A 25833-nucleotide genomic window follows, 5' to 3' on the forward strand; every position below is an offset into this window, starting at 1 on the left:
GGGAGCAAGCACTACCCAGTACCGGCTTTTTAACCATAGCCATCTAAGTATTTACTTAGGGCTAGATAAACATTTTAAATCGGTTTTTCCAATCAATAACATGCTCAATGAAAGCATCGACTCTTGCTGGGCGATTTCCTCTGTCTCTATACATCATATAGACTTCTTTACCGGGAGCCAGCCAGTCAGGCAACAACGGCTGTAGGTTGAAGTGTTCCTGATTAAGGTCATGAAAATAATAGGTGGGTATCCAAGCAATCCCCAGTCCTTGAATGACTGCATCGCGGACAAGTAGAACATCATTAGAAGCGAAATGACATTTAGGCTGCTCACAATATGTTTCATTGGTTAGCTGGTTGATTAACGTCCAAGTGCGGTCGTTGTTTAAAGTAATTAGTCGATGATTAACTAGTTGTTTAGGGTGAGCGATTGGTTCGTACTGCTCTAGGTAACTCCGTGACGCGCATAGCCCGAAAGGAATGGACCAAAGTTTACGAGCAATCCAATCCTGCTCTATGAGATCCCCAAGACGAAATGTGACGTCGATACGATTGGAAACTAGGTTGACCTTCTCATTTTGCACATCTAAATCAATGCATATGTTGGGATGCTTTTCTGCAAATTCATAGACACATCTCTTTAACCACATTTGGGTCATGTTGATTGGGGCCGATATCTTGAGTGTGCCCGATAGGGACTGGCGCTCGGTTGCAATGCGAGTTGTAACGTTTTCTAAACCTTGAAGTAAAGGTTCGCATTGCTGCCTATATTTTTCTCCATCTTGTGTTAATACGAAGTGATGCGCACTTCTGTTGAGCAATCGGCATCCTAAGCTTGTTTCCAGCTTTTTAAGCTTTCGGCTCAAGGTTGCAAGAGGAATATTTAAGTGCTCAGAGGCTTGTGTAAGGCTGCGATAACGCGCTATGGAAACAAATAAATATAAATCGTCTAGAGAATGAGATTCCATATTTGAAATTACCCCTCCCATAAGTGTCTATTAAAAGGCAACTATGAAATATATAACCTTGCTGAGTCAAGTTTATAAGGATACTTTATGTCTAAACATTTATCTGTTTGGGGCGGCGTTGTTATCGCTATCTTTTTCTGGTCTAGTAACTTTAATGTCATTAAAGCTATCGATGGAAATATATCGCCGCTAGTTTCCGCAGCTTTAAGATTTTCAATAGCTGCTTTGATTTTACTGATATTGAGATGGGGTATGCGATATCCACATGAAGTAAAGCTTAAGAGTAAAGACATGTTCTCGTTGTTTATCATCGCGACAATCGGCGTCACTTTACAAAACTGTTCAATTTTTTATGCGATGACTTTCACTGTTCCCGTCAATGCGGCAGTCGTTCAAGCAAATATGCCTCTAGTAGCTATTTTGCTCTCAGGGCTCATTCTTAATTCCCCCATTTCGTATAAAACAATCTTAGGTGCGTTAGTGAGCTTTGTTGGAGTGATTATTGTCATTACTGGTGGGGAAATGACGTCAATAGCACTGAATATTGGTGACATTCTTATGGCGTGCGCCTTGTTGAGTGGTTGTTTATATACGATTTTAGCGAAGCGTTTGACACCTCATATACCTGTAGGACAGCAACTGAGATGGGTGTTGAGCATTGGTGCTATGCAGATGCTATTTATCGCAACTCTTCAAAGGGATTTTGGCAAAAGTATCGATTCTATTGGTGTTCAGGATTTGGCACTAATAACTTATATGAGCCTATTCGGAACTTTGATTGCATATTACTTTTGGATGAAAGGTGCGATAGTCCTTGGACCGGATAAAACGGCATCGTTGTTCAATATCATGCCTGTGTTTACTTTACTGATTTCGATCTATTTTGGTCAGCATGTTGAATGGGTTCATGTTTTAGGTATTGTTTTGGTCGGTGTTGGGGTGTTTATTGGCAACTCAAGTCCCTTTAAAAAGGTATCGATTGAAGCGGTGAAAGCATAGATTTATTAAACAAGGCAGTACAATGAGTACTGCCTTATGCAGAAAGAGTTGAAGACGAGATGACATCTGGGTCGAGAATGATCATCGGCAGAGACTCTGACCCCGTGGGAACGGTGTATGTCTCTATGCCTCATGGGATGGCTTTGACTTCACTAATGGCTTATCTGGCGTGTAATCTGGGGGATAGGCATCCAAACTTAGTACGTGCGCCTTTCCAGAAGCCAGTTCCCTATCGCAGCATTTGGTTATTGGTGCACAGCGATCTGCGCAGAACAGCGCGAATTCGCTACTTTGTTGACTTCCTTGCTGAGTAGGTTCAGTCCAGGGAAAACGAATTTTGGGTAGCAGGAACGGTTAAAAAAATAACGTGTTAAATTACGTTTGATTGGAGTAAATCTGATAGCGATTTCGCCCTGCATCTTTGGCTTGGTACAAAGCGGCATCTGCTTGTGCGAATACGGTTTCCCACTCTTCGGCAAGAAGTTCTCTTTTGCATGACGAAGCACCGATGGAGACCGTGATACTAAATTGCTGCTCATTATGATGAGCGATATGCTGTTCAACGTTCGCCCTGAGCCTTTCTAGGGTTTCTTCAAGTTTGTCTAAGTTGTCAATAGGCATAATTAAAACAAACTCTTCGCCCCCCCATCGAACCAAAATGTCTTTTTTTCGTAAGCTATTTTGTAAAGTTACGACCGTTTCCTTAAGGACTAGATCCCCTATTTCATGGCCATACGTATCGTTAAACAATTTAAAGCTATCAATATCAATTACGCAAACGACATAAATAGGACTTTGCATTGAAGAGGGAGATTGCTCCAGCCAATTCTCCAAAAACCGTCGATTATAAGCCCCAGTTAATGGGTCAGTGGTGTTTTGGTTACGCAGTTCCAAGTTCGCTCGCTTTAAGCGGAATACACTGCGAGCAACAAAATAGGCCAGTATCAAAAACAGTGCTGCGTAGAGGATCTCACGCGAGCGCTGCTCTTTTAAAGTAATGGTCTGGAGTTGGTTTTTTGCTTCGAGTAGCTCGATCTCTCTCTTATTCAAGCGCCTTTCTAAGGCACTCTTTTCACTGAGTATGTCTTCGTTATAAGTTTGGCGGTAATAGTTTTTACGCACTAAGTATTTTTGTTTCATGAACTTAAGTGCTTTTTCATAGTTGCCTATTGCTTCATGTGCTTCGACAAGTTTTGATAGAATGTCCATTTCCCATGTGATTTCTTTACTCTCTGAAGTATGCAAAATATTAAGAACTTTATGGGCATATGTGATGGCTTTCTGATAGTCGTGCTGCATTAGGTAAGCGCTTGAATAGGCCTCATAGCAGCTCGCCAACATAAGGCTTGAATTCGAGGCTTTTTCGGCCTGCAGTACACAACGCTTCGCCATCGTGAGCGCTTCTTTGGGTTGACCAACGGTAGAAAATAATTGTGACATGTTGGATAAGGTCGAAATTTTTATTCGATTTGAGCCCGTTTTTTCTGCTTGTTTTAGTGCTTTTTTTATATAGTCTCGGGCTTGCTCATTTTGCCCCGTTGCGAAATAGATAGCGCTTGAATTGGCAAATAAAATGGCCTCAAATAGGCTGTTGTCATATTTGTTGTCAGTATAGAGTTTTAATGCACGTTGGATATATTTGCCAGCACGCTTCCAATCTTCAGACTGCATATAGACGGTGGCAATATTGTTTAGTGTCATAGTGGTTTGAAAGTCATCACCAATTTCACTGACCAGTTCGTATGCGGTTTTGTAGTAATTCAAACTGGCTTTGATATCGGAACGCTGAACTTTTATGTTTCCTAACCAGCGATAAGTACGAGCAAGAAGGCGTCGATAACCAATTTCACGAGCAACAGGCACTACCTCATTGAGAAGGTATTCTGCTTGGAGTAACAAGTCGGCATCAATGAGTTTAAGTGCTTGATTGAGTTTAGCTTCTGCAATTATCCAGTTTATGTTGTTCTCAGTCCCGAGTTTTTCCATATCAGGGATGCTTGAGCTTGTTATTCCTTCGTACTTTTTTAAATTGCCAAGAGCAAAGTAATAAAGTGCTTGAGAAGAAGCAGAAGCATTACTAGGCAGCCTTACTTCGCTAAAGCTGTCCGACCCTGGGCGGCATAAGGAATGATAGTAAAACTCAAGCATTGGGCGATCTTGAGGAGTAATATGTGAGTATAGGAAGTCCTGATCAGCCGCAACATTGCAGGCAGCATAAGTCGGAGCTGCGGCAATCCATGCCAAAATGGGAACCATTATGGTAAAAAGGCGTTTCATTAAATCAGGTAGTCTCACTCATTAGGGGTTGTTATCTTAAAGGTCTAAAACTTCAGATTATTAATACTTTAGTTTACCACCTTATAGATAGGCTGCACTGCATTATGGACGATATTTAATAATGGTTTGTCCAGCCAATACCGTATCAATAGCTTTACAATATAGCCCAACGTTACTTGGTAGATTGGTTCATTACGATTTGATTAAAGTCGATCCATCCATTGGCGAGTTGATCCGGTGCAGATATTTCGTCAGAGACATTCAGGTCTTGCATTGTGTGAAATAGAGGTTGGTATAAGTTCTTAGTAATTAGTTGTTTTTCAATTTTTTCAAGCATCTTTAGCTGCGTACTTTCCGTCGGTTCTGACATGGCTTCAATGACTTTTTGTTCCAACCAAAGCTTGTTCTTGTCTGAAAGGCAAACTTGGTGGCAATAGTTACACACTAACCAGTCAACCCAAGAAAACAGAGTATCTTCGCCAAATACTTCTCCACTTATAACGATATCTGCTTTATTAAATGTTTCTGGTTGATTGAATTCAGGGTACTCCAATACGTGTAGTCGGCAGTCTACATCAAGTTGTTTCAAGCAATCCGTAACGAGTTGAGCGGTGGCGATATTGGTTCCAAGTTGATAGGTGAGAACTATCAATGGCTTCAGTGGACCGTTCAATTCAGTTAAAGCTTGCCTAGCGTTCGATAGGTCTTTTTCTGAAACTGATGTTGGTGATGAGAGCATACCTTTTGCGCGCGCAACGACCTCACATTGATTTTCGCTTGGCCTTCCCATACTAAGCAGTAGCTTTTGAATCCACTTGCGATGAACTCGATTTCTCATCCAAGGATGATTATGTGGATTGAGCATTGCGTAGGTGCAGCCTTGTTCCCATTTCTGTTTAGCTGTGAAATCAGCATTTAATTGGTCTGACAAGTGATGACCATGAACAATATCGCAGTTGAATTCGAGTGTTTTGGCATTATCACCCACGTTCCATATTTCGACTCCATCGACCCAAGGCCTTAAGCCGTGATAGTGCGGGTTAATGCTAAGTAATGTGCGCCATTCTGTTTGCTCTGATAGTAAAAATGAGCCGCTTCCGAGTAACTTTCCATCCTTCACTTTCGTTATGCCCATCGCACTATGACTAAGCAATCTAGGCAACAGAGATGGCATAGTATGGCTGGTGAATCTAATACGAAGAGGGTTAATTACCTCCACTTTATCGACAAATCGGAAAAGCTCGACTTGTGCACCGCCTTGCTCCATCAAGCGTTGAAAATGTGCTTTGACATCTTTTGCCCTTAGTGGGCTTCCATCATCAAACTTGAGCCCCTTTCTCAAGGTTATCGTCAGACTGTCGTCACGTTGTTGCCATGAGTGTGCCAGATCGCCATGCAGAGTAGGCTGAGTTCGAATTAAGTTTGCATATAGATAGCTGGCGATGTGCAGCTCGGTGCGGCGATTAATCTTGACTGGATCTAGGCAATGCGTGCCACGATAGAAAGGAATTTGTAAGATGTCTTGTTGAGTTTTAACTGGCTGATATTGGGAAAGGTATTGGCTAAGAAAGCCCTCCCTTTCCTGTGCATCAACGAGAACAAGCGCCGCTTCCACATTGCCTTGCTTAAGTAGGCTAGTTGCTTTTTGTTTTAGCAAACCATCAAGCGGTTGTTTTAGTTTCGCCTGAGGTAAATTTCCGCGCCCAACCCCTGATTGCCATTCAATTCTCTCTTCTTCAACCAAGCGTTTAATTAGCAACTGTGCATTACGACGCGTGCAATGTAAAGCATGGCTGAATTGATCTAGTGATATTTGAGTCCAATGTTGGAGCGAAAGGTTATTACGGCAAAATGCCAGAGCATTCCAATAGCGCATAAAGGTGAAATCCTAATTTTATATTTCTATTTTTCTTCATCTTTTAATCTCGATAATAGGAGATTCTATTCAGGATAAAAGGAGAAATAAATGAATACGTTAGCTAAGCCTCAAACTTCTATCTGGCGTAACAGGCCATTTCAAATTCTATTTTCCAGCGCACTATTTGTTGCGTTTTCAGCACAGATTTACAACCTAGCGTTACCACTGCTGGTTTATGAACTCACACAATCTTCAAAGATGATGGGGTGGATGCGCGCAGTGGAATTTTTGCCAAATTTACTCTTGGCGCTGTTTATCGGCGTGATAGTCGATCGCGTTGATAAGAAGCGCTGGTCACAAGCGATGTTGTTGGGTCAGTTGGTGGTTGTTTTGTGTTCGTATCTTGCAGTGGAGTGGCTAAGTGAGCCACTTTGGGTCCTGTTTCCCGCCGCCTTTTTGATGATGGCGTTTAACTATGGCTATCACAATGCGCGCATGACGATGATGAAAAGGGCATTGGCTCCTGAAATGCAAAATACCGCGATAGCGAGGATGAGTTCGTTAAACAGTGTGATGGAAACGGTTGGACCAGTGTTATCGGGAGCATTGATGCTGATGTCGACAATCCACAATGTTTTTCTCGCTGTGGCGGTGCTTCTATTGCTTTCGTATTGGCAATTAGAAAGGTTAACGCTTGCTCCAAGTGAGCCGCCAAAAAAGCAGAGTGTCTTTGCGGCATTAAAAGAAGGTTGGGCAGTGTTACGAGCTGAACGCAATATGTGGATTATTACTCTTGCGGTAATGGTTATTAACACCACAGGAGCCGTTTTCTGGATCCAAGCGATATTCTACGCGAAATCAGTGCTTGAGTTTAACGCTTTGGAGGTGAGTTACTTGATCGCCGCATCGGGTATTGGTGGGCTGTTAGGGTCATTCAGTGCAGATAAATTACGCGCAAGATTGGGTTTAGGTGTGGTACTTATAGGCTCGATAGTTTTAGAATCTCTTGGTTTTATTTTCCCGCTAATCATCAACAATGTCTGGGGTATGGCTGCGGCATTTTTATGGATTTCTGCCGTTGGTTTGTATAGCAGTATTTGTATCTGGAGCTACCGACAGGAAGCGTTTGAAGAGAAGTTTTTAGGCAGAGTTGCAGGTATCACGGGTTCTCTATTTAAGTTGCTGATGCCTTTTGGCTTGGCGGCATCGGGCTATTTGATTGCTCACTTCGGTATAGAAGCTATCTTTATATCTTGTTTTGTCGTTCAGTTATTCGCTGCATTGGGCCTACTGTGTTCTCAGGTGAGACGAGTAGCGTAACTCTTACGTGAGCTTTACATACCTTTACGCTCTGAATGAGTTTCTTTACTTGCCACTGCCTAGACTATGAGTACGTTGAGTAAACAAGGAATGACAATGAAAAATGCGCCAATTAAAAGTTTGTCAGCTATAGCTAGTTTAGCCATATGGTCTAGTGCGGCTAATGCAAACGAGTTGACCACACCGATTGTAGATACCAACCAAAGTCAATGTTTTGGAGTTAGAAACACATTGAGGTCTTGTCCCTCTTCTTCTGATGCCATTTTTGGACAAGATGCTCAGTATCAAGGAAACACACCAAGCTATACCAAAAATAGCAATGGTACCGTAAGTGACAACGTGACGGGTCTTATGTGGACACAGTCAACGGATCTCAATGGCGATGGCAAGATAGATGCACAAGATAAGCTGAGTTATGACGATGCATTGGATTACGTCGCCTCATTGAATCATGGTGGTTATAGCGATTGGCGCTTGCCCTCGATTAAAGAGCTCTATTCTTTGATTTTGTTTGATGGCCAAGACCCAAGTGGTGTTAATCAGCCCGGCACCGTTAAGATGATTCCTTTCCTTGATGCAAGATACTTCGACATGAATGCGGGAGATGTTCATTCTGGCGAAAGGCTGATTGACAGTCAGTTTGTGTCGAGCACCAAGTATGTTTCTACCACCATGAACAAAGATGAAACGGTGTTTGGCGTTAATTTTATTGATGGACGGATTAAGGGTTATGGCATTGCGAGTCCGCGCGGCGGTGACAAAACCTTTTATGTCCTCGCCGTGCGCGGTAACCCAGATTACGGCATCAACCAATTTATAGACAATAACAACGGCACCATCACTGACAATGCGACGAGTCTTGTCTGGCAGCAGTCTGATAGTCAGTTGCAGATGGATTTTCCTCAAGCGTTGGCCTACTGTGAAAACCTTGAACTGGCGGGCAGCAGCAATTGGAGACTACCGAGCGTGAAGGAACTGCAATCAATCGTTGATTACACACGTTCGCCTGCCACAAGTAACAGCGCGGCAATCGACCCAATTTTCAATACGACTGCGATCACCAGTGAAGCAAACCGCGAAGATTACGCGAACTACTGGAGTAGCACCACTCACGAAAATATGAGAAACGGCGGGCATGGTGCGTATGTCGCCTTCGGATCATCCTTAGGTTATATGCGCAATGCTTGGATTGATGTTCATGGTGCGGGTTCTCAGCGTAGCGACCCTAAAACCGGAGACGCGAGTCAATACCCGACTGGACATGGCCCTCAGGGAGACGCGATTCGAATTGATAACATGGTTCTATGTGTTGCTGGTGGTGGTGTCGAATTTGTTCAGCAGCCGACCATAGCTAAACGACCAGTAGAAAGTTACCAAAATAGTGGAACTAATGCTTCTATGTCGTCAAAAGGCAAGCAAAATATGGCTGGTTCGAGCAACGGACACTTTTCGCGTATGGATCGAAATGGAGATGGAAAAATCTCTCGACTTGAAGCAAAAGGAAAGTTGGCGAAAGATTTCAGCCGATTTGATAGAAACAATGATGGTTATCTTACCGAAGGCGAAATACCAGTGAGAAAATAGTCAGCTAGGTTGACCTGTCTATAGCTTTATAGTTTAGAGTTAATGGTATCGACTAGAAGCTATGAGTGGACGGATGTACAAGATTTCCAAATTAGCAGAGCGGGCGGGCATTTCCCGTACCACTCTGCTTTATTATGAAAAGCTAGGTATCATTAAAGGAACGAGACAAGCGAACGGCTATCGCTCCTACAATGACAAAGATCTCCAACGCTTGCTCCTACTACAAAAGTTGCAGGCTGGCGGTTTGACGTTGAAAGAGTGTCAGGCTTGCTTAGACGTACAAATCAATCGTGATTTATTGAAAGACAGGCTGAATCAGCTCGATCACGAAATCTCGCAAAAACAAAAGTCCCGCGAACTGCTCGCTGCGCTATTAGGCGAAAGTTCTCTTAGCGAGTGGCACGATACCCTCGACCAACTTGCCCCTGATGCGCATTTAGACTGGCTGATCAAACAAGGTTTTGATGAGAAACAGGCCATGCGTTTGAAATGGTTATCAAAAGATATGAATGAACATGATCGCTATATGCGAGACTTTGACTTGGTTTTCAGCCAACTCGCGTGTTGGGGACCCGGAAGCCAACAAGATACGCGTTCAGCGATTCAGAAGCTGCCCTTTACACCTAAGCATGTTTTAGAAATTGGTTGCGGGCAGGGCATCGCGACCCGAACATTGCTAGAGCATACCCAAGCGCACATTACAGCGGTCGATAATGAAGAGTATGCATTAGAGAATATCAATCAAATCATGCAGCAACTCGGTGAAACAAAACGTGTGACTACCGTGTGCGCCAATATGGCAAAATTGCCATTTGAATCTAAGCAGTTTGATCTGATTTGGTGTGAGACCAGTGCTTACATTATGGGAGTCGAAAACGCTTTCAAAGAGTGGCGACATCTCTTGTCAGAAGGTGGCTATCTGGTGCTCAGTGATCTGGTCTGGAGTGTTGATGAGCCATCGTCTGATGCCTTGAGCTTTTGGCACAAAGAGTATCCAGATATGACCACAGTAGAGGCTCGCATTCAGCAAGCAAAGCGAGCGGGATATAGGCTAGTTGATTCATTCCCTGTGAGTAATCAAGCTTGGGACAACTATTACCAACCGCTAAAAGATCGGGTGAATGAGCTCGCTCAAGAGTTAGCTGGCTCATCTGCTCTCGCGGATTTGAACCGCGAGATCTCTGCTTATGACAACCGCAATGGTGAGTTCAACTATCAGATATTTATTCTTAAAACAGGGTGAATTTTTTTGATCAGTCAGTGTTGACCTGTCTACAGCTTTACAGTTTAAGCTGCGCGCATAAACTTTAAAGAGGAACACACTATGAACTACGGTCTATTTAAGCCGAAAGAGACAGACGAACTTATTCAGTTATTCACTAAAACCTTTGGAGACTCTGAAGGCGTAGAGGAAGGAAAAGTTATTGGCACTCTAGTGAACACACTAGTAGAGACGACACCAGAGCAAGACATCGCGATTTTTGTTGCGAGAGATGAACAGAAGATTGTTGCGAGCATTCTATTTACTCGACTTGCTTTTGAGGAGGAGCACGCAAGTTTCTTGATGGCACCGGTAGCGGTTAGCACTGAGTATCAAGGACAGGGGATTGGGCAAGCATTAATCCGTCATGGTTTAGAGGAGATGCGCAGCCAAGGTGTGAAGTTAGCTTTCACATATGGTGACCCCAACTTCTACACTAGAGTAGGCTTCAGTCCCACCTCTGAAGAGCAGTTTAAGGCACCGTTAACACTGAGCTTCCCCCATGGTTGGATGGTGCAGACCTTATCTTCAGACATGATTCAAGCGCTTGAAAGTCGTCCAACATGCGTAGAAGGGTTTAGTCATCCTGCGCTTTGGTAATGAGTCAAACGTTAAAAAGCCGATAATTCAGTTGTCGGCTTCTTTTTATTTGATGAGTAATTGTCAGTTAGATAGCGTTTTTCAGCCTTCGCTTCAGGTTTGAATGGTCATCAACAGGGCATCAGTCTATTATTCGAGGCAGTGCATAATCAGGATAAAGGAATCGTATGAAGCTGGCGTTTGGAGTCATACTAAGTTTGTGGACTTGTTTAGCATTTGCAGAGCCCGCAGATGAAGCGCGCGAAAATGCGTTTATCAATGTAAATATGACGTTAGAGTTGGATGGAATCGAGGACGCGATTCAGGATACCCGTCAGTCTCTCGACCAAGTTGGTGTTGCGCTTAACAGCATAGCGCAAAGTGGAAACTTGAATGATGAGCAACAACAGCTATTGACTGACACCGTAGATAACCTTAATCAACTGGTGGTATTGTCTAAACAGTCGGTAGCCGCAATGCCGGGGGCTTTTGAACATTCTAGGCAAACTGTTGCGACAGAAAGTGAGCGCTTTCTCAATGACTTACGCTCGAAAATTTTGCTGGTTATCAGCGTAATAGGATTAGTGATTGTGCTAGTCATTGCTGCGATTGCATGGTTGATTTTACGCCCAATGCAAGAAACACTGGTTCGAGCAACACAGAATATTTCTTCGATGGCTGACGCGATCAAGACAACCGCTCAGGCATTGGATTCAATATCGAACCAACAGCAAGAGATTGCCAAACGTTTAGAGTTGGTCGGTGACCACAATAGCGACAATCAATCAGACTCGAATAAGAACTAAAGGAGAAGGGTTATGGAACCACGTGTCAGCATAATTACTTTAGGGGTGCAGGATTTAGAGCGCTCATATCAGTTTTATTCCAAGTTAGGTTTTCCTTCTTCCAAGAATCCTGAAGAGGGGATCATCTTTTTCAAAACGGGTGGCGTGTGCTTAGCTTTGTATCCGTTAGATGCATTAGCAAAAGATGTTTCGCTGGATATGGCGGTTGTGAAAGAGGGCTTTAGTGGGGTGACGCTCGCACACAATACCCGTTCAAAGCAGGAAGTGGATGAGGTGTTAGCGCTTGCGGTCAGTGCCGGTGCCAAGCTAGAAAAACCAGCACAGGATGTGTTCTGGGGTGGCTACAGCGGTTATTTCTCTGATCCAGATGGTTATTTATGGGAAGTGGCCTACGCCGATTTTTGGCAGTTCAATCCAGACGGTTCACTGGTTATTGAGTAGGGGATTCGTGGAGTTAAAAAGAATACATCATGTTGCGGTTATTTGTTCGGATTACGAGGTTTCAAAACGTTTCTATACCCAAGTTCTCAAGTTAGCAGTTATCGCTGAAAACTACCGCGCCGAGCGGGATTCCTACAAACTTGACCTTGCTTTACCTGATGGGGGACAGATTGAGTTGTTCTCTTTTCCTAATCCGCCAGCAAGGCCAACCAGTCCCGAAGCGCAGGGTTTAAGGCACTTGGCATTTAGCGTTGATTCGGTAGAGCAGTACGCCGCTTATTTGATGAAGTGTGATGTGGAAGTTGAGCCGATTCGAATTGATGAGTTTACTGGTAAGCCGTTCACCTTTTTCAAAGATCCTGACGGCTTACCGTTAGAGCTTTATCAAGCTTAGCTTAGTAGTTCACGCTTAATGACGGTAAACACACCAGCTTCGCGGTTGCTTGGTGCATGAAAGCGCGCAATCTCTTTAATCTTAGGGTGAGCATTATCCATGGCGTATGAATGATAGCTCGCTTCAAGCATCTCCAGATCATTAAGGTAATCACCAAAGCTCATGGTTTGTTCGTGAGTAAAGTTGAGCGTTTTTTGTAGGTGCTCGATAGCTGCACCTTTCGAGGCTTCAGCGTTCATCACGTCTAGCCATATTTTCGCACTAACAACTACCTGATGTGTCTGACCAAACTCTTTGTCGAAAGTAGGGAAAACCAACTCTTCTGTGCCGTCAAAATGGCAGATGGCGATCTTGATGAAGTCGTCATCTACTTCGAGTAGATCTTCTACATACTGGCACTTGTAGTAATACTTAGCGAACTCCTCAAGCGCTTGCGGGTCTTGCGTCTCGATATACGCGGAATGTTTGCCACATAGAACAATTTGCGTACCGGAAATGCCTCTAGCAGCCTCAATAATCGATTTGATCGAAGGTTTATCGATCTCGCAGCTATAGAGCTCCTCACCCTTATGCATCACTAAAGTGCCGTTTTCGGCAATGAACATCATCCGATTGTTAATCGGTGAGAAGGTTTCCATTAGGCTGTAGTACTGTCGCCCTGAGGCCGCAGCGAAGATAACGCCTTTCTCTTCAAGTTGTTGGTATAGGTTGAAAAACTCAGGATTGAGTTGGCTATTTTCATCGAGAAGCGTGCCATCCATATCGGTGGCAATGAATTTGATATCAGGTGTTGACATATATAGGTGCACTGTATGATAAAACAAGGAGAGTCGAGAGACTCAAACCATAACTTAATTAAGCTTATTGTCAACTCGAGCTACTAGAGCAAAGAATACTAGAAGCTTGAGTGACAAACCACACTTAGGTATGTCGGGTAATCGAAGTTTTACTTGCAATTGTTACTCAGGTTTGATGGTTTTGTTCCAACACGGCAACCGTGCTTTCTAATTCAAAGTGAGCCTTGAACTTTTCGTCGACGGGTTTTCCAGTGAGGATACAGGTGGCAACATAGACAGCGCATGCCGAATTGAATTTAGATTGCACCAGTTTTTCAGGATCATCATGGGTTAGTACACCTTCAATGATCGGTAAAGGAAAGCCCCAAAAATAGAGTAGATAGCCGCCAAGTTGTTCTGACTTAGTTTTGAACAGGTAACGCTCAAGGTGAGATTTATCGTTGCCCTTCGTTTTAGGATTAAGAAACGCGCTCATTAGATCTGGGGCTATTTTCATTCTGACATACTCGCCAATGCGATGAAGGATGCCAATTAGAAAAGTAGTATCTCTGAGATCGGGCTCGACCAATGTCGAAGCTAATTTAGCCACCTTTAAGCTGTGAGATTGAATCTTCTCAAGGGGTTTGCTGGGTTCGTTCATAGAAACAGAATACACCTCAAGCATAGCGATAATATTGGTGACGACTTGTCCACCCAAACGAGTAATTGCTTCTGAAATGCTCTTTATCTCTTTGCGACCTCTAAAAATGGCATTGTTTGAGATTTGAATGATTTTGGCACACATTGCGGGCTCTTCACTAATAAGCTTAGCCACATCATGCATTGATGAGTTTGGGTCGGCCAAGGTGCGCTTGACGTCAAAGAACAGTTTTGGCGCTACTGGCAATGAAGTAATCGTTCCAATTGCGTTTTGTATGACGCGATCTGGGAACAGCTCAAGGATTTCTTCTATGCGTTTCACCTCTGCTTTGATGACACTGGGATCACAGGGTTTCATGAAGGCTTGGTGAGCGAAAAAACCCCCTCTAATGGTTATGTCGGGGTCTGAATAGCCAGAGAGTGAAGCGCGTATAATTCCAGGATGCCTTTTACTTACTTCTTCAAGTAACTCTGCACCATTCATTCCGGGCATAAGCATATCCGAGATAATTAAATCGACCTCATGCTCTTCTAAAAACTGCAAAGCCTCTTCACCGCCTTCTGCGGTAAATATCTTCCATCCAGTTCCAAAAAGGGCTCGCTTTAATCCATTTAGGATCATGCGTTCATCATCAACTAGCAGCAGCTTCATTATCGAGCCTCTCTGTTGTACTAATTCTAAAGTCGGTCAACGGTAATGAGATCGTGAATGTGGCCCCTTCGCCTTCGGTACTTTCAGTGGATATTGTTCCTTTATGTAAGTCGACGATCACCGAGTAAGCCAAACTCAACCCTTGTCCTGTGCCTTTGCCAACGTCTTTTGTGGTGAAAAACGGATCGAATATTCTATTGATAATGTCCTTAGGAATGCCGGTGCCGTTATCTTGAATACGTATTAAGGCTGAATTGCCTTCAAGGTGAGTGGAGATCTTAATGGTGCCCAGTGTACCATCTTGACGGCCGTATCTTTCCTCAATGGCGTGAGCGGCATTAATAATGAAGTTGAGCATCACTTGGTTGAACTCATCTCGATAACAAGGAATAGCGGGTAATCTGGAATCAAAGTTGGTTTCGACTTCGGCAACGTAGCGCCACTCGCCGCGAGCGATAGTAATCGTTGATTCAATCGCTTCCGCAATGTCGACTTGATGCATTTCGTGGTTACTAGAGTGCGAGAAAGATTTCATCGCTTTAACGATTTTTCCAATACGTTGTAACCCTTCCAAAGATTGATCAAGTGCGAGTGGGATCTCTTCGGCAATAAAGTCCATATCACTGTCAACGATTTCACTTTTAATATGTTGGCGTAAGTCGTCAACGGACTCATTGTCTGATCTTTCAACGGTTTCTCTAATCTGGCCAATAGTATTAAGGCAAGTTTGAAAGGCGTCCTTCAAAAAAATCGTATTATCAGAGACATACTGAGTTGGAGTGTTAATTTCATGGGCGATCCCAGCAGCGAGTTGGCCCATAGATTCGAGTTTTTGTGCTTGCCGCAATTGCTGCTCTAGTTCCATACGTTTTGAGATGTCACGAATGACACAGTTAAATAGTTTTGTCTCTTGATTACGTATTGCGATTGCCGATAGGCTGACCTCTATCGGGAATGATCTACCATCTTTTTTGATGCCTTCTGTAGTTAAGTTACTTCTATGCTCAAGGTCACTACTCGCACCATTTTGCAGTGATACTTTGTCGAATGCTGGCATCAAGTCTTCGATATTTTGGTTATCGATCATCTCGCGTTGATAATCAAACATCCTTAATCCCATATCATTGACGCTTTCGATCATTCCTTCTTGATCGACGATGATAACGCCATCGGCAAGGTTGTTGAGTATATCTTGCTCACGCAGTTTACTTTGAACAATCGAGTGTTCGGCGAGCTGCAGTCGTTGGTCGACAATAGAGGCGACAAAAGTAGCCGCGCAAATTAGCAGTACAAATAGAGCGACTATCAATGCAATGTTATGGGCGTCGTTCATATGACTCCCCATCATCTCAGGTGTGCTCTCAAGTGCGTAGAAACTTACAGCGCCCATCGCCGTGTAATGCATACCAGCAACCGAAAGACCCATAATAGGGGCAATGAGTGCTCGATTGGTCGCGTTTTCGCCATAATGACGATTTCGAATTTTGATCATGTAAATAGAAATACAGGCAAACAAAAAGGCGATGAAGATAGATAAAATGAACCACGCAAAATCATAGACCATCAGAGCGTCTATTTGCATCGCTTCCATGCCAAGGTAGTGCATGGAGCCAATGCCAAGCGCTAAGTAAAGTGCACTGATCGCAATGTCTAAAAGCGAGAATCTTTGGCTATAAAGTACTTGGAAAGCAAAGTAGGCCCCCACAACCGGAGGGACAAATGACAACGCGGTTATGCCTGGATGATAAGACATTTGAGCTGGAACCATATAAGCTAGCATTCCAGTGAAATGCATTGCCCATACACCTAGGCCAAATACGACACTGCCAAACAAACGCCACAAGCTGACCGTTTTTAATTCATTGGAGCTCCACATTCTCTCTATGACGATTAAGCAAGAATAAGCGGCTAAGCTAGAGACGAGAATGGAAAGAAAAACCAAAGAGTAATGGAACTCTCCTTGGAGTAAATTGTAGGTTTCAAGATCAACAGATTTAAATCGCCAAAACTCAATCATAGCTAAAATCGTCCCTTGGTTTACATGTAGTTATCAACTGGAACTGTGCTCAGTCAGTTTCTTAACGTCTGTTCTTCATCGTTTTGTTGTTGCTCTTCAGGCTCTATCATGGTCACCCAAACTTCTCCAGTCACAGCGTTGTTCTCTAAACAGTGGTGGACAATATTCATTAAAGTTGGTGTGACTCTTTGTCCTTTTCTCGCGATCAATTGATCTCGGTTGGTTCTGATCTCTTGTTCAATGATCATATTCGGGTTGAGGTAACGTACATCGACAAAAGTCTTTGGCGACTCATAACCAAGTGTGGACTTAAAGGCATTGAGTATGCTCGGGTCATAAAGTTGTTGTTCACTGTCAAGTTTCTCAATCGCGTCGGAAACGGTGTAACCTGCATTTTCCAGTTTTATATAGTCACAGACGACTTTAAGCATCCTAGAACCGTAAGGTAGTTCGGTCCCTTGTACACTATCTATAGGGTTGCCTTCTCCGTTGAAGCCTTTCTCCTGGTAGAGAATGGTTTTAGCAATTCCCCCCATGCGTGGAATCTGTTTCAGCAAGTCAGAGGATAAACAAGGGTGCTGATCAAATAGTTGTCGGTCTTCTTCGGTGACTATTTTACCGTTGCTGATGTTTTGCAAAGTACTCTGAGGAAAAATGATAAATCCAAGCTGCGACAGCTGAACCATTGGCTCAAAACTCCAATGAGGCTTGAGATTGAGTTCCTTGCCTAACTGTTGCATATGGAGCTGAACCTTGTTACTTCGTTCACTTATTTCGGGGCTAACCAGAGAAACTACATCGCTTAGGACATTGATTACGCCTTTTAGTGTCTTGTTAAGTAGTATCTTTTCGGCTACAACAAGTTCATATTGTCGTAGCGCGGAGTTTATGAAACTGAGTAACTGTTCCGGTGTGCAAGGCTTATTAATAAAGCGAAATACGTCACCTAAGTTCACAGCATCAACCGCCGTTTGTTGGTCGGCATTACCAGTGAACATCATTCTTACTGTATCAGGCGATCTTTCTTTAACCGTTTGCAGCAATTGCAGTCCATTCATGATGGGCATCTGCATATCAGACACGATAACGGCGTACTGTTTTTGTGAGATAAGCTCAAGGGCTTGTTCGCCGCTGCTTGCAAGATCTATATCAACATGACTCCTCAATGTTCGACGAAATGAATTAAGAATGTTCACCTCATCGTCAACCAAGAGTACAGGCTTTTTCATTGTTCATACTCGTGAAGTTGCATTATTAATTTAGTGTAGTACAGACAGTGAGTTATGGAACTCTACTGATATTTTTTTCACTGTTAGAGTTGTGAAATGTGAAACAAGATTGATATATCCTTCCAATGCGTCGATTTGTTTTGCAGCTTGCTGACATTTCGTCACTTTTAACACTCCTTAGCACAATGGTAGTCTAAGTAAATCTGCGGGCAGGTGAGTTCTTTTAGTCACAGCTACGCGTCTAGGGAAGTATCTAATGTTTAACAACTTGGTATAAGTTCTATGTTTGCAAGTTACCTCAAGAAAAAAAGAAAAGAGCAGAAGGTCACTCAGTCGGAAATTGTCGAAAACTTAAAACAGTTTCAATTTGATGCGTTTGAATCTCTTGATAATGTCACGTTAAGCCGCTGGGAAAGAGGAGTCACTGAGCCATCGCGCTACAAGCAATTGCTGATTACACGTTTTTTTAATGATGATCTTTCTGAGTTTTTATTGGCTCAACACGTAGAAAATGACTTTAAAGAGCTAAGAAAGATTTTCTATGATAGATATGAATCTGTTTACAGCTTCTCGAATCGCCTTAAATATGGAGAACACCAAGCAAACTGCTACCAAGTGTTTGAGATGGAGGCGCTATCTGCTATAGGTCTCCAAGACTGCCTTTCTGAAATTGAAGGAATGCACAAACAATTTGGTATTCCAGATAGCGAAATGTTCAGGCATGATTTTCATGATTTGATAGCAGATAAGTGTGGAGAGTTTCGTGTTTATTTAAATAACGCTTCTAAAGCAGGGCACTACTTAGCTTACTATTTTGAACATGATGAGTTCCTTCAACAAATGGAGCAATCAAGTTGTACACCGGACTACAGCAAAGCTTGTAATAAAGAGCGCAATAGCCATTTGGTGATGTTTAGCAGTAGCCGGTTTTTTGAAGCGCCTTGTTTGCGTTTATATAATGTTTATCGAGAAGTCATTACTGCCATTAACAACCCAAATATTCAATATTTTGCTATGCGAGTAGTTACTCAATCTGCCTACAATTATTACAGTCATCGAGGATTTTCTGTAGTCGCATGTGAAGGAGAAGGTGGTGCGGGCGAGTTTGTCATTGGCGGGAAAAAATATCGCCAAGCAATTATGATGGCGGATATAAATCGTTTGTTGTCATCAGACTATTTGATCGCCTTATATCAACACTATGCGCCAATGGCTTGTGTCAACGAGCAGTTACACAACAGTTTTATCTAATCCTGAAGGTGTAATATTTAGATCCTTTTGTTATCTTTATTCGATTGATTACTAGGTATTCAATCGGCCTTATTGAACCTATTTCTCGAAGAATTAGGCATTGTGGCAATGGTTTAAATGCGGTATGCCTATTGTTGATCTTTGATTGAAGATTAAACTTGTCTCCGACGTCATACCTCTATGGCGGATGATATTTTGAATGAATTTTAATACTGTTATTTGTATCAAATAATAGTATTAGACTTTTATAATTAGGAGATGAAAGTGAATAAAATAAAAAAGTCGGCCATGACCGTTGCATTATTAGGCGGGGCTCTAATGAGCAGTGGTGTATTTGCTGCAGATAATTTCGCTAGTATCGCGCAAGCGCAACTAAACTGGCAAGGCGTTGTTGGTGGCTCATTTTTTTCTAAAGATATTGCACTAACTGGCCAAGGTGGCGGTGATATTATGGATGGTACTTTAAAAGTTGCTAATAGTGGTACTTTTAAGTCATTCAAAGCTATTGTTGTAGAGGCACATGCAACAATTGACAATGGAGATGGTAGCTACTCACCTGATCCAAGCACACTTTATGATCAGGATGTGAATTGGAACTTGGTCTCATCAAACGTGAGCTCAACGGGTAACGGTGACTATGATAGCACACGTCTAAAATTCCAAGTAGACAACACAGAGATGACTCCTGGTAGTGTATATAAAACGATTGCGGGTGATAATATTATCGGTGTGACAACAAGTTATACTGATGCAGTAACAGGAGTGGTTCCAGGAGAAACAATCATTGTTACAGCCAACATTACCGCCGAACCTGATGTAGGTAAAATCTAGCCTACTTATTACTTAGACCCAATAATACTTTTGCTGTTTTACAAGCTGCAGTTTTTCTGCAGCTTATTGTCATGCTCAAGATGTATCAAATGAAATATACAATGTTATTATTATCATTCTCTTTAGTGAATTTTTCTGTCTGTGCGGAAAATATAACTAGGAGCTTTAATGTCTCCACATATATAGATAAAGGGAAAGTATATCCGTATACGTTAGAAATCATACCAGGCGAATCGAGCTTTTTACTTGAGTACGATGAAGCGACAAAAGTATTTTTGGACCACGATGTTCAGTTAAATATCGTTTCAGATATTCCAAATTCTGAATCTTCGATGGGGTTTGGATACAACCTCAACTTGTTAGAAAATCGTTCTGTTTGTCGTCACAGCAGTGACGATACGGTCAGTCAGGAAGGATTTATCAATCTATTGATTGACGGCAATCCGTTTGACCAAACACAGCCAGCTAAGGCTTTGCTATTGTCTCCCTCAACAGAGGCGGGAAACTTATCTGGCCAAGCTGCGTTGACACTTAAAAGCCAGCCAATTAAAGAGACTATGCTGTATTGCTCTGGGTCAATTAGCATTGAGGCAGAGTTATCGCTATGACTTTAAATAATATTTGTCTTGCGCTATCGAAAGTCTGTCTATGTTTTCCTGTGGTTGCTTTCGCTTCAGAAATCCCTTCAGAATTTCAAGATTTAATGCAGTCTGAGCATACTGAAACGAGGATTATGATCAATGATACTGATTCTGTCATATTAATGGCTGATTTAGGCTACGATAGCGTAAAAGTTGATGAAAATGAAAAAGATGCTCTCCTGCGGTTCCTTTCTAAGCAGTATTTAAAGTCACACGCGATTCGGCACGTGTTGACAGATCTTATGGAAGGGGTTTCAACCAGTGAACTGTGTAAAGGGATGAGAGAAAACTGCGTTATTAGCGGCGCTTTACAATATCAATATGTCGTCATCAAAGATAAGGCAACCGTGCGTGTTGTCATTCCAACTTCAGAAATGGCGGAGCGAAAATCGAATCGCCATTACATTGATGACGCAGTGGATCAAAATGCACTAATGATGCACCACCAGTTCAACGCCAATATGGGCTCTGAGAGTGACATTAACGCTTTTTATAAGAACAAGTCGACATTAGGCGCTTTTGGTGGTTACTTTGTCAGTGATCTCAACGTTAGCAATCATTCTGCATCTGGTAACAATGACCTCTATTTTGATCAGTTAAACTACAACTACGCGAAGGAAGACACCCGCTTTCGTTTCGGCTATACGTCAAGTTCTGTTGACTACTACTGGAACAGCAGCGCGATTCTAGACGCACATACCCAGATAGATGCTGTTAGTTTTGACTTAGGCTCAACGTCTGATTTGATATTCAAAAACCGAGATTCAGATCAAAGGCTCTACTTCTCTATCCCTTCTTCTGGGCGACTTATAGTCACTCGTAGAAATGGTGAACCTGTACTCGAGAAAAATGTAAGTGCTGGTCAGAATTACATTTCATATAGTTCGCTGCCTAAAGGAATTCATGTCCTCAATATTAAAGTTGTCTCTGGTGATAGTGTTATCTATCACGAGGTCAGAAAAATTTACAATGCCACTAAGTATGCACTGAATTCAGGTAGTTTTGACTATCAACTCTCGGCAGGTTCTATGTATAAACAAGATGCTGATGAGGTAGCAACAGATCAGTATGATGTTGAAGAATATCAATACAATGGCTTTGTTCAGGCAAGCATAACAAACCGAATTACTGATCCAGTTTTAATTGGGGTCGATGTGCTGAATACAGCGGAAGATTATTACGCGCGCGCCGCCATTCAAATTGATGTAGATAGAAATCTCGCTGCTAACGCGTTAGTAGGCACCTTTAGTGATGACAGCAGTTACCTTCAGTCTGAACTGACGTTAGGTAAAGCCTCTTTTACGTGGAGCAAGTTTTACGACGAGACAAGCCCACTAAAATATGACCTTTCCAATTACCTATATGGCTTTGGCTCTTTTCAGGAGTTTACAGCGAACTATAGCCATCAGTTAGGTTCTGGCAATTTCTACGCTAGCTACTCCAATTACACAAGCGAGAGGGACGGTACTTATTACGAATTCGGTGATGAAGAAGTATTTGATGATTATAAATCAGTGATGGCTGGCTATACATTTTCGAGCTTATGGCACAGTACTATCGATATCAATACAACCTATTCAGAATCTACCGATGCGCTAAGTGGTGAAATGAATGATGAGTGGATGTTTGGCGTTAACTTCTCTGTACCGTTAGGTACGCATTCATCAATGAATTATGCCGCGAGCACCAGCAGTAATAGGTACCAATACCACCGAGCTACCATCAATCATCAATTTGAGACCGATGATAACGTGTCCCTAAGTAGCGAAGTTGGCTTTAGATATAGTGATAGTGAAGCGATTCCATCTGAGACCATTGGTGAAGCGACTTTGTCTGCGGGGTATCACGATCAGCACTTAAGTGGTAGCAGTTACGGTTACTTGGACACAGAAGGTGATTACAACGTATTTGCGGCTTTCTCAGGTTCGACGATAGTGACTGATGACAATACCTATATGACAGATAGAGCGGCTGACAGCTACTTAATCATCGAAAATCAGCAACTTGATCAAAAGCTCCACTCCCTAACTGACGAAAGCGAATTTGTGAGTGTAGTTCGTATTAAAAGTAATGATGACCCTGCTGGGCAAGTACTCGTCGATGAAGATACAGTGATCTACCCTTTTAAACCTTATCGAGAGTACAAAGTCGCATTAGATGAAGCGGCGAGTGATTATCACAATACAGGCGAGTCCTTTGCAGAATCGAGTAGCTATCCGGGAACCATTCTTAAGTTAGATGTTGATTTACATAGTGTTAAATCTTACTTGTCAGTATTTACCGATATTGAAGGGAACGCGGTAGATGACGTGAAATGTAAAGGCGCGGGTTGCCTTGATGTTGAAGAACTTTCCCAAGGCGTGTTCAAGTTTAAAATCAGCCAAGGTTTGCCGTACCAGCTTGTCAGTCGCGGACAACGATGCGTTATTCCCTATTCTGATGAGTACGAAAGTTACAACCTAGGTACCAATTTCTGTATGCCTCAGTTTGACTTGAAAGACGGGCAGCAGATAGCGAAAGGGCGAAATAACAAACTCTATTACTATGTGGGGGAGTTCTCCCAACCATCTGTTATCGAGCAATATGAAGAGCAATTAGCTAACCAGGATCTTGTGTTCGTTAAAAAACAAGTTGGAGAGCATACTTTTGTATTTATCGAGACTCAAGAGCAACTTGCCGATAACCAAGTTCAGTTTATTGATGAATTCAGTGTCTACGCACTGGAAGAGTCAGACCATTTTCCATACGCCTCTGTGCAGGAGACAACCCATGAAATGCAATAGCCTGTTATCAAGTCTTATCGCTACGGCCATCTGTTTTTTTGCTGCTAACACTTGGGCCTTTCAAGTTGATACCTTGATGTTAGCTGGTAATGAGAAAGGAAACGGCATGTTCACCGTTTCGAACTCTGAAGAAGAAACTATCTATCTGAAAGCCGAGGTTTTAAAAGTAATTGTTGAACACAACCAAATTAAAAAAATCCCCCTTAATAAAAATAACTTTATGCTCTGGGATCTTGCTGTTAATCCGGCTAAGGCGATTCTTCACTCAGGCGAGATGAGCAACTTTTCGGTTCGATATCTGTGCCGGAGAAATTGCGATCGCAGCCATGACAATGTTTATCAGGTCAGATTTACACCAGTGGTTTCTCCTGATGCGGAAAACCAGAATAAACTCGATATCCGTTTTGGAATCGCGCCTTATTACATTGTTCCTGCACTGAAGTCTGATGTGGATTATGACATTAATTTTGATAAACAAAACAAGAGGTTAACTGTTAGAAATACAGGTAATACCTTCATCAAAATTAAAATTGATAGCTGCGATAAATTCAGTATGGATCAAAAAGGATGCCGAGCGCTCTATTACGTTTTAGCAGGGCGCAGTAAAACCATTAAGCTTTCAGACAAACTCTACCGTGAATCACTTAAAGTTATCGTAGGTAACCATGATCAGTCATATAACGAGACCATCACTCTATAAGTTAGCGTTATGCCTGTTCAGTTGCTTGTTGCTACTGCCTTGTGCCGAAGCGACAACGATTAGCGGCTTTGTGAAAGGTGGCAGGCTAACGTGGTTCAACGCATATAACCAAAGTGGCTATTTAACGTCGACTAATTGGCAGCCACTCTCCGGATTACAGCCAACAACAGAGTGGGTTCCGGGGACTTTTCTTGGGCAGTCGGTCAGTACAATAAAACTGAGGAACAGTGAAACAGGCGAGAGTGTTGATCTTGATTTTCGGGTTATCGGTATTCAATACAACTTAGGTAAAGCGAGCGCTCACTTCGATGGCTCTGAGCCTGTTAACGGCAGTTATAAAGTATGTGAAACCGCTATGGGTGAGGGTGGAGTGGTTACACTGGCGGATACAGGTATAGGTTTTTGCATCAACAGTAATACCTATAAAACGGCGGCTGCATTTACCCCCTTTCAATTTGCTCGACCATTAATAAAAACTTCTGATATAGCTCAATCATTACGTGAAGCGGGAGTAAGCAGTGGGCAATACACAGGGTCAGTCATGGTTCGCCCTGCATATGGTTTTCGCTCTCCTACGGGGAGTTGGACATATCGAAGTACAACCGGAGTTCCGGTGACATTGTCTATCCGCTACGAGGCGGCAAATTTGGCCAATATTGAAGTCAGCGGCAGTGGGGTTATGCCTGCGAAATATGATCAGAAGAAGTTAACGGCTTCCGGGCAAACAGATTACTTAATAACGGCTCATGGCTTTTTTACCAACGGACTTAAGTTAAGTTTCCCTGAAAATGAAACTGATAGTTTTAATCTAGCCTATGTTGATGAAGGCAGTGCCAAACCAATTCCATATAGCATCGATTGTAATGCCTGCGAGGATACTTCGCTTGTCAGCAACGGAAAGCTCAACTTAAACAATAGAGAAACGGTCGTAGGTGGAGAAGGGGACACGGTAAGCATGATGCTTAATGTTCACTACGACAATATCCCAGCAGATGATTTAACTACTGGTAATTACTATGACCAATTTACCGTATATTTCGAAGAAAACCTGTAAACAATCAGCAGCAGCTAGCTTATTGATGTGTGCTTTAGTGGCTTCTCATAGCTTAAAGGCTGAAGAAGTAGAGTCATTGGGCGGTATGTCTTGGCCTGATAAGCTCGAAAGCAAGGCTTATTTTGGGGACACCACAACGTTGGGTATAGACGCCGTTCATAGCTGGGATAACTTTAATCTTAAAGCTGGTGGGCAGTTCCATGTTGCAGGAGAGACAAACCTAGCACCTGGTGGCTATCATCGAAATACCTTTTCTGTTGGAGTGAGTCAACAATTTCAGCTTGCGCAAGATCTGAATTTAGAACTGGGAGCAGGCTACGCGTACCGTTCTGCCTTCGTTGATTACGGTTTAAGGTGTCAGTTGCCGGGCAACATTACCGCGTTGGCAGGGTATCGCTTTAGCTTTGATGACACTGAAGTGAACAAAAACCAGTTTTACACTGGGCTGAGTATTGCGTTTGATCACCCCAAAGCATGGGAAGAACCAAACACCTCAATCCTAAAAGTAGAGACAGCAATTGTCGCTCAACAATCAGAAAAAAGTGGCTTAGAAAATAAGCCAGACAAACCGTTAAGAAAGTTGCATCAATATACGGTTAAGAAGGGAGACTGGCTAATTAAAATTGCTAGTAAACATAATGTTTCTCTATCAAGTATATTAGAAAGCAATAACTTTAAAAATATAAATTTAATTTATCCTGGAGATACTATTTATTATCTTAAATAGAAAATATCTCTAATGATTTAGTTATA

At 42.6% G+C, this 25833-nt stretch carries 23 protein-coding genes; 16 read left to right on the top strand and 7 right to left on the bottom strand.

Annotated features, from left to right (window positions below):
* Nucleotides 1-61: 61 nt before the first annotated feature.
* On the bottom strand, nt 62-967 hold the full coding sequence (locus ZX61_RS11515) for a LysR family transcriptional regulator (RefSeq protein ID WP_049844765.1): 906 nt from the start codon (nt 965-967) through the stop codon (nt 62-64).
* A gap of 87 nt (nt 968-1054) precedes the next feature.
* On the opposite strand from ZX61_RS11515, the gene ZX61_RS11520 reads away from it, so the two are divergent.
* Nucleotides 1055-1966 carry a DMT family transporter gene (locus tag ZX61_RS11520; RefSeq protein ID WP_049844766.1) on the top strand — a complete coding sequence of 304 codons (912 nt, stop codon included), beginning with the start codon at nt 1055-1057 and terminating at the stop codon, nt 1964-1966.
* Between the two features lie 77 nt (nt 1967-2043).
* Complete coding sequence (locus ZX61_RS24075) at nt 2044-2280, top strand: substrate-binding domain-containing protein (RefSeq protein ID WP_235431332.1); 237 nt, start codon at nt 2044-2046, stop codon at nt 2278-2280.
* A gap of 61 nt (nt 2281-2341) precedes the next feature.
* Here ZX61_RS24075 and ZX61_RS11525 read toward each other — a convergent pair whose 3' ends face one another.
* Nucleotides 2342-4210 (bottom strand): tetratricopeptide repeat-containing diguanylate cyclase, encoded by a 1869-nt coding sequence (locus ZX61_RS11525; protein ID WP_235431333.1) that lies wholly within the window; start codon nt 4208-4210, stop codon nt 2342-2344.
* A gap of 205 nt (nt 4211-4415) precedes the next feature.
* Nucleotides 4416-6119 (bottom strand): ABC transporter substrate-binding protein, encoded by a 1704-nt coding sequence (locus ZX61_RS11530; RefSeq protein WP_049844768.1) that lies wholly within the window; start codon nt 6117-6119, stop codon nt 4416-4418.
* Between the two features lie 90 nt (nt 6120-6209).
* On the opposite strand from ZX61_RS11530, the gene ZX61_RS11535 reads away from it, so the two are divergent.
* From ZX61_RS11535 to gloA2, 7 genes are all read left to right on the top strand, one after another.
* A complete protein-coding gene (locus tag ZX61_RS11535; protein ID WP_049844769.1) occupies nt 6210-7421 on the top strand; it encodes an MFS transporter in 1212 nt (403 codons plus the stop codon).
* 96 nt (nt 7422-7517) lie between these two features.
* Nucleotides 7518-9005 (top strand): Lcl domain-containing protein, encoded by a 1488-nt coding sequence (locus tag ZX61_RS11540; RefSeq protein WP_049844770.1) that lies wholly within the window; start codon nt 7518-7520, stop codon nt 9003-9005.
* Nucleotides 9006-9078: 73 nt separating this feature from the next.
* Nucleotides 9079-10248 carry a MerR family transcriptional regulator gene (locus ZX61_RS11545; protein ID WP_049844771.1) on the top strand — a complete coding sequence of 390 codons (1170 nt, stop codon included), beginning with the start codon at nt 9079-9081 and terminating at the stop codon, nt 10246-10248.
* Nucleotides 10249-10329: 81 nt separating this feature from the next.
* Complete coding sequence (locus ZX61_RS11550) at nt 10330-10866, top strand: GNAT family N-acetyltransferase (RefSeq protein ID WP_049844772.1); 537 nt, start codon at nt 10330-10332, stop codon at nt 10864-10866.
* 167 nt (nt 10867-11033) lie between these two features.
* Complete coding sequence (locus tag ZX61_RS11555; protein ID WP_049844773.1) at nt 11034-11651, top strand: hypothetical protein; 618 nt, start codon at nt 11034-11036, stop codon at nt 11649-11651.
* 12 nt (nt 11652-11663) lie between these two features.
* Complete coding sequence (locus ZX61_RS11560; protein WP_049844774.1) at nt 11664-12092, top strand: VOC family protein; 429 nt, start codon at nt 11664-11666, stop codon at nt 12090-12092.
* 7 nt (nt 12093-12099) lie between these two features.
* Nucleotides 12100-12486 carry an SMU1112c/YaeR family gloxylase I-like metalloprotein gene (gene gloA2, locus ZX61_RS11565; protein ID WP_049844775.1) on the top strand — a complete coding sequence of 129 codons (387 nt, stop codon included), beginning with the start codon at nt 12100-12102 and terminating at the stop codon, nt 12484-12486.
* Here gloA2 and ZX61_RS11570 read toward each other — a convergent pair.
* The 4 genes from ZX61_RS11570 to ZX61_RS11585 form a co-directional block, all read right to left on the bottom strand.
* A complete protein-coding gene (locus tag ZX61_RS11570) occupies nt 12483-13283 on the bottom strand; it encodes a Cof-type HAD-IIB family hydrolase (protein ID WP_049844776.1) in 801 nt (266 codons plus the stop codon). The genes gloA2 and ZX61_RS11570 overlap by 4 nt on opposite strands.
* A gap of 166 nt (nt 13284-13449) precedes the next feature.
* Complete coding sequence (locus tag ZX61_RS11575; RefSeq protein WP_049844777.1) at nt 13450-14574, bottom strand: HDOD domain-containing protein; 1125 nt, start codon at nt 14572-14574, stop codon at nt 13450-13452.
* Nucleotides 14555-16591 carry an MHYT domain-containing protein gene (locus tag ZX61_RS11580; RefSeq protein ID WP_049844778.1) on the bottom strand — a complete coding sequence of 679 codons (2037 nt, stop codon included), beginning with the start codon at nt 16589-16591 and terminating at the stop codon, nt 14555-14557. The genes ZX61_RS11575 and ZX61_RS11580 overlap by 20 nt, the downstream gene beginning before the upstream one ends.
* Nucleotides 16592-16644: 53 nt before the next feature.
* Nucleotides 16645-17820, bottom strand: a complete 1176-nt coding sequence (locus tag ZX61_RS11585; RefSeq protein WP_049844779.1) for an HD domain-containing phosphohydrolase — start codon at nt 17818-17820, stop codon at nt 16645-16647.
* A gap of 282 nt (nt 17821-18102) precedes the next feature.
* Here ZX61_RS11585 and ZX61_RS11590 point away from each other — a divergent pair, with 282 nt between their 5' ends.
* The 7 genes from ZX61_RS11590 (at nt 18103) to ZX61_RS11620 (ending at nt 25807) form a co-directional block, all read left to right on the top strand.
* Complete coding sequence (locus ZX61_RS11590; RefSeq protein WP_049844780.1) at nt 18103-19071, top strand: helix-turn-helix domain-containing protein; 969 nt, start codon at nt 18103-18105, stop codon at nt 19069-19071.
* Between the two features lie 258 nt (nt 19072-19329).
* Nucleotides 19330-19902, top strand: coding sequence for a hypothetical protein (locus ZX61_RS11595; protein WP_235431334.1), 573 nt, complete (start codon nt 19330-19332; stop codon nt 19900-19902).
* 89 nt (nt 19903-19991) lie between these two features.
* Nucleotides 19992-20510 carry a hypothetical protein gene (locus tag ZX61_RS11600; RefSeq protein WP_235431335.1) on the top strand — a complete coding sequence of 173 codons (519 nt, stop codon included), beginning with the start codon at nt 19992-19994 and terminating at the stop codon, nt 20508-20510.
* Entirely contained in the window at nt 20507-23326 is a 2820-nt protein-coding gene (locus tag ZX61_RS11605) for a CS1-pili formation C-terminal domain-containing protein (protein ID WP_049844782.1), read from the top strand. Before ZX61_RS11600 ends, ZX61_RS11605 begins: the two co-directional genes overlap by 4 nt.
* Nucleotides 23313-24026 (top strand): hypothetical protein, encoded by a 714-nt coding sequence (locus tag ZX61_RS11610; protein WP_049844783.1) that lies wholly within the window; start codon nt 23313-23315, stop codon nt 24024-24026. The genes ZX61_RS11605 and ZX61_RS11610 overlap by 14 nt, the downstream gene beginning before the upstream one ends.
* Nucleotides 23992-25080 carry a hypothetical protein gene (locus ZX61_RS11615; protein WP_235431336.1) on the top strand — a complete coding sequence of 363 codons (1089 nt, stop codon included), beginning with the start codon at nt 23992-23994 and terminating at the stop codon, nt 25078-25080. The genes ZX61_RS11610 and ZX61_RS11615 overlap by 35 nt, the downstream gene beginning before the upstream one ends.
* The gene (locus tag ZX61_RS11620) at nt 25043-25807 is read left to right on the top strand and encodes a LysM peptidoglycan-binding domain-containing protein (protein WP_049844784.1); all 765 of its coding nucleotides are present in this window, start codon (nt 25043-25045) and stop codon (nt 25805-25807) included. Before ZX61_RS11615 ends, ZX61_RS11620 begins: the two co-directional genes overlap by 38 nt.
* The last annotated feature ends 26 nt before the right edge of the window (nt 25808-25833 follow it).

The organism is Vibrio sp. VPAP30 (genome assembly GCF_001188205.1).
Taxonomy (GTDB): Bacteria; Pseudomonadota; Gammaproteobacteria; order Enterobacterales; family Vibrionaceae; genus Vibrio; species Vibrio bivalvicida.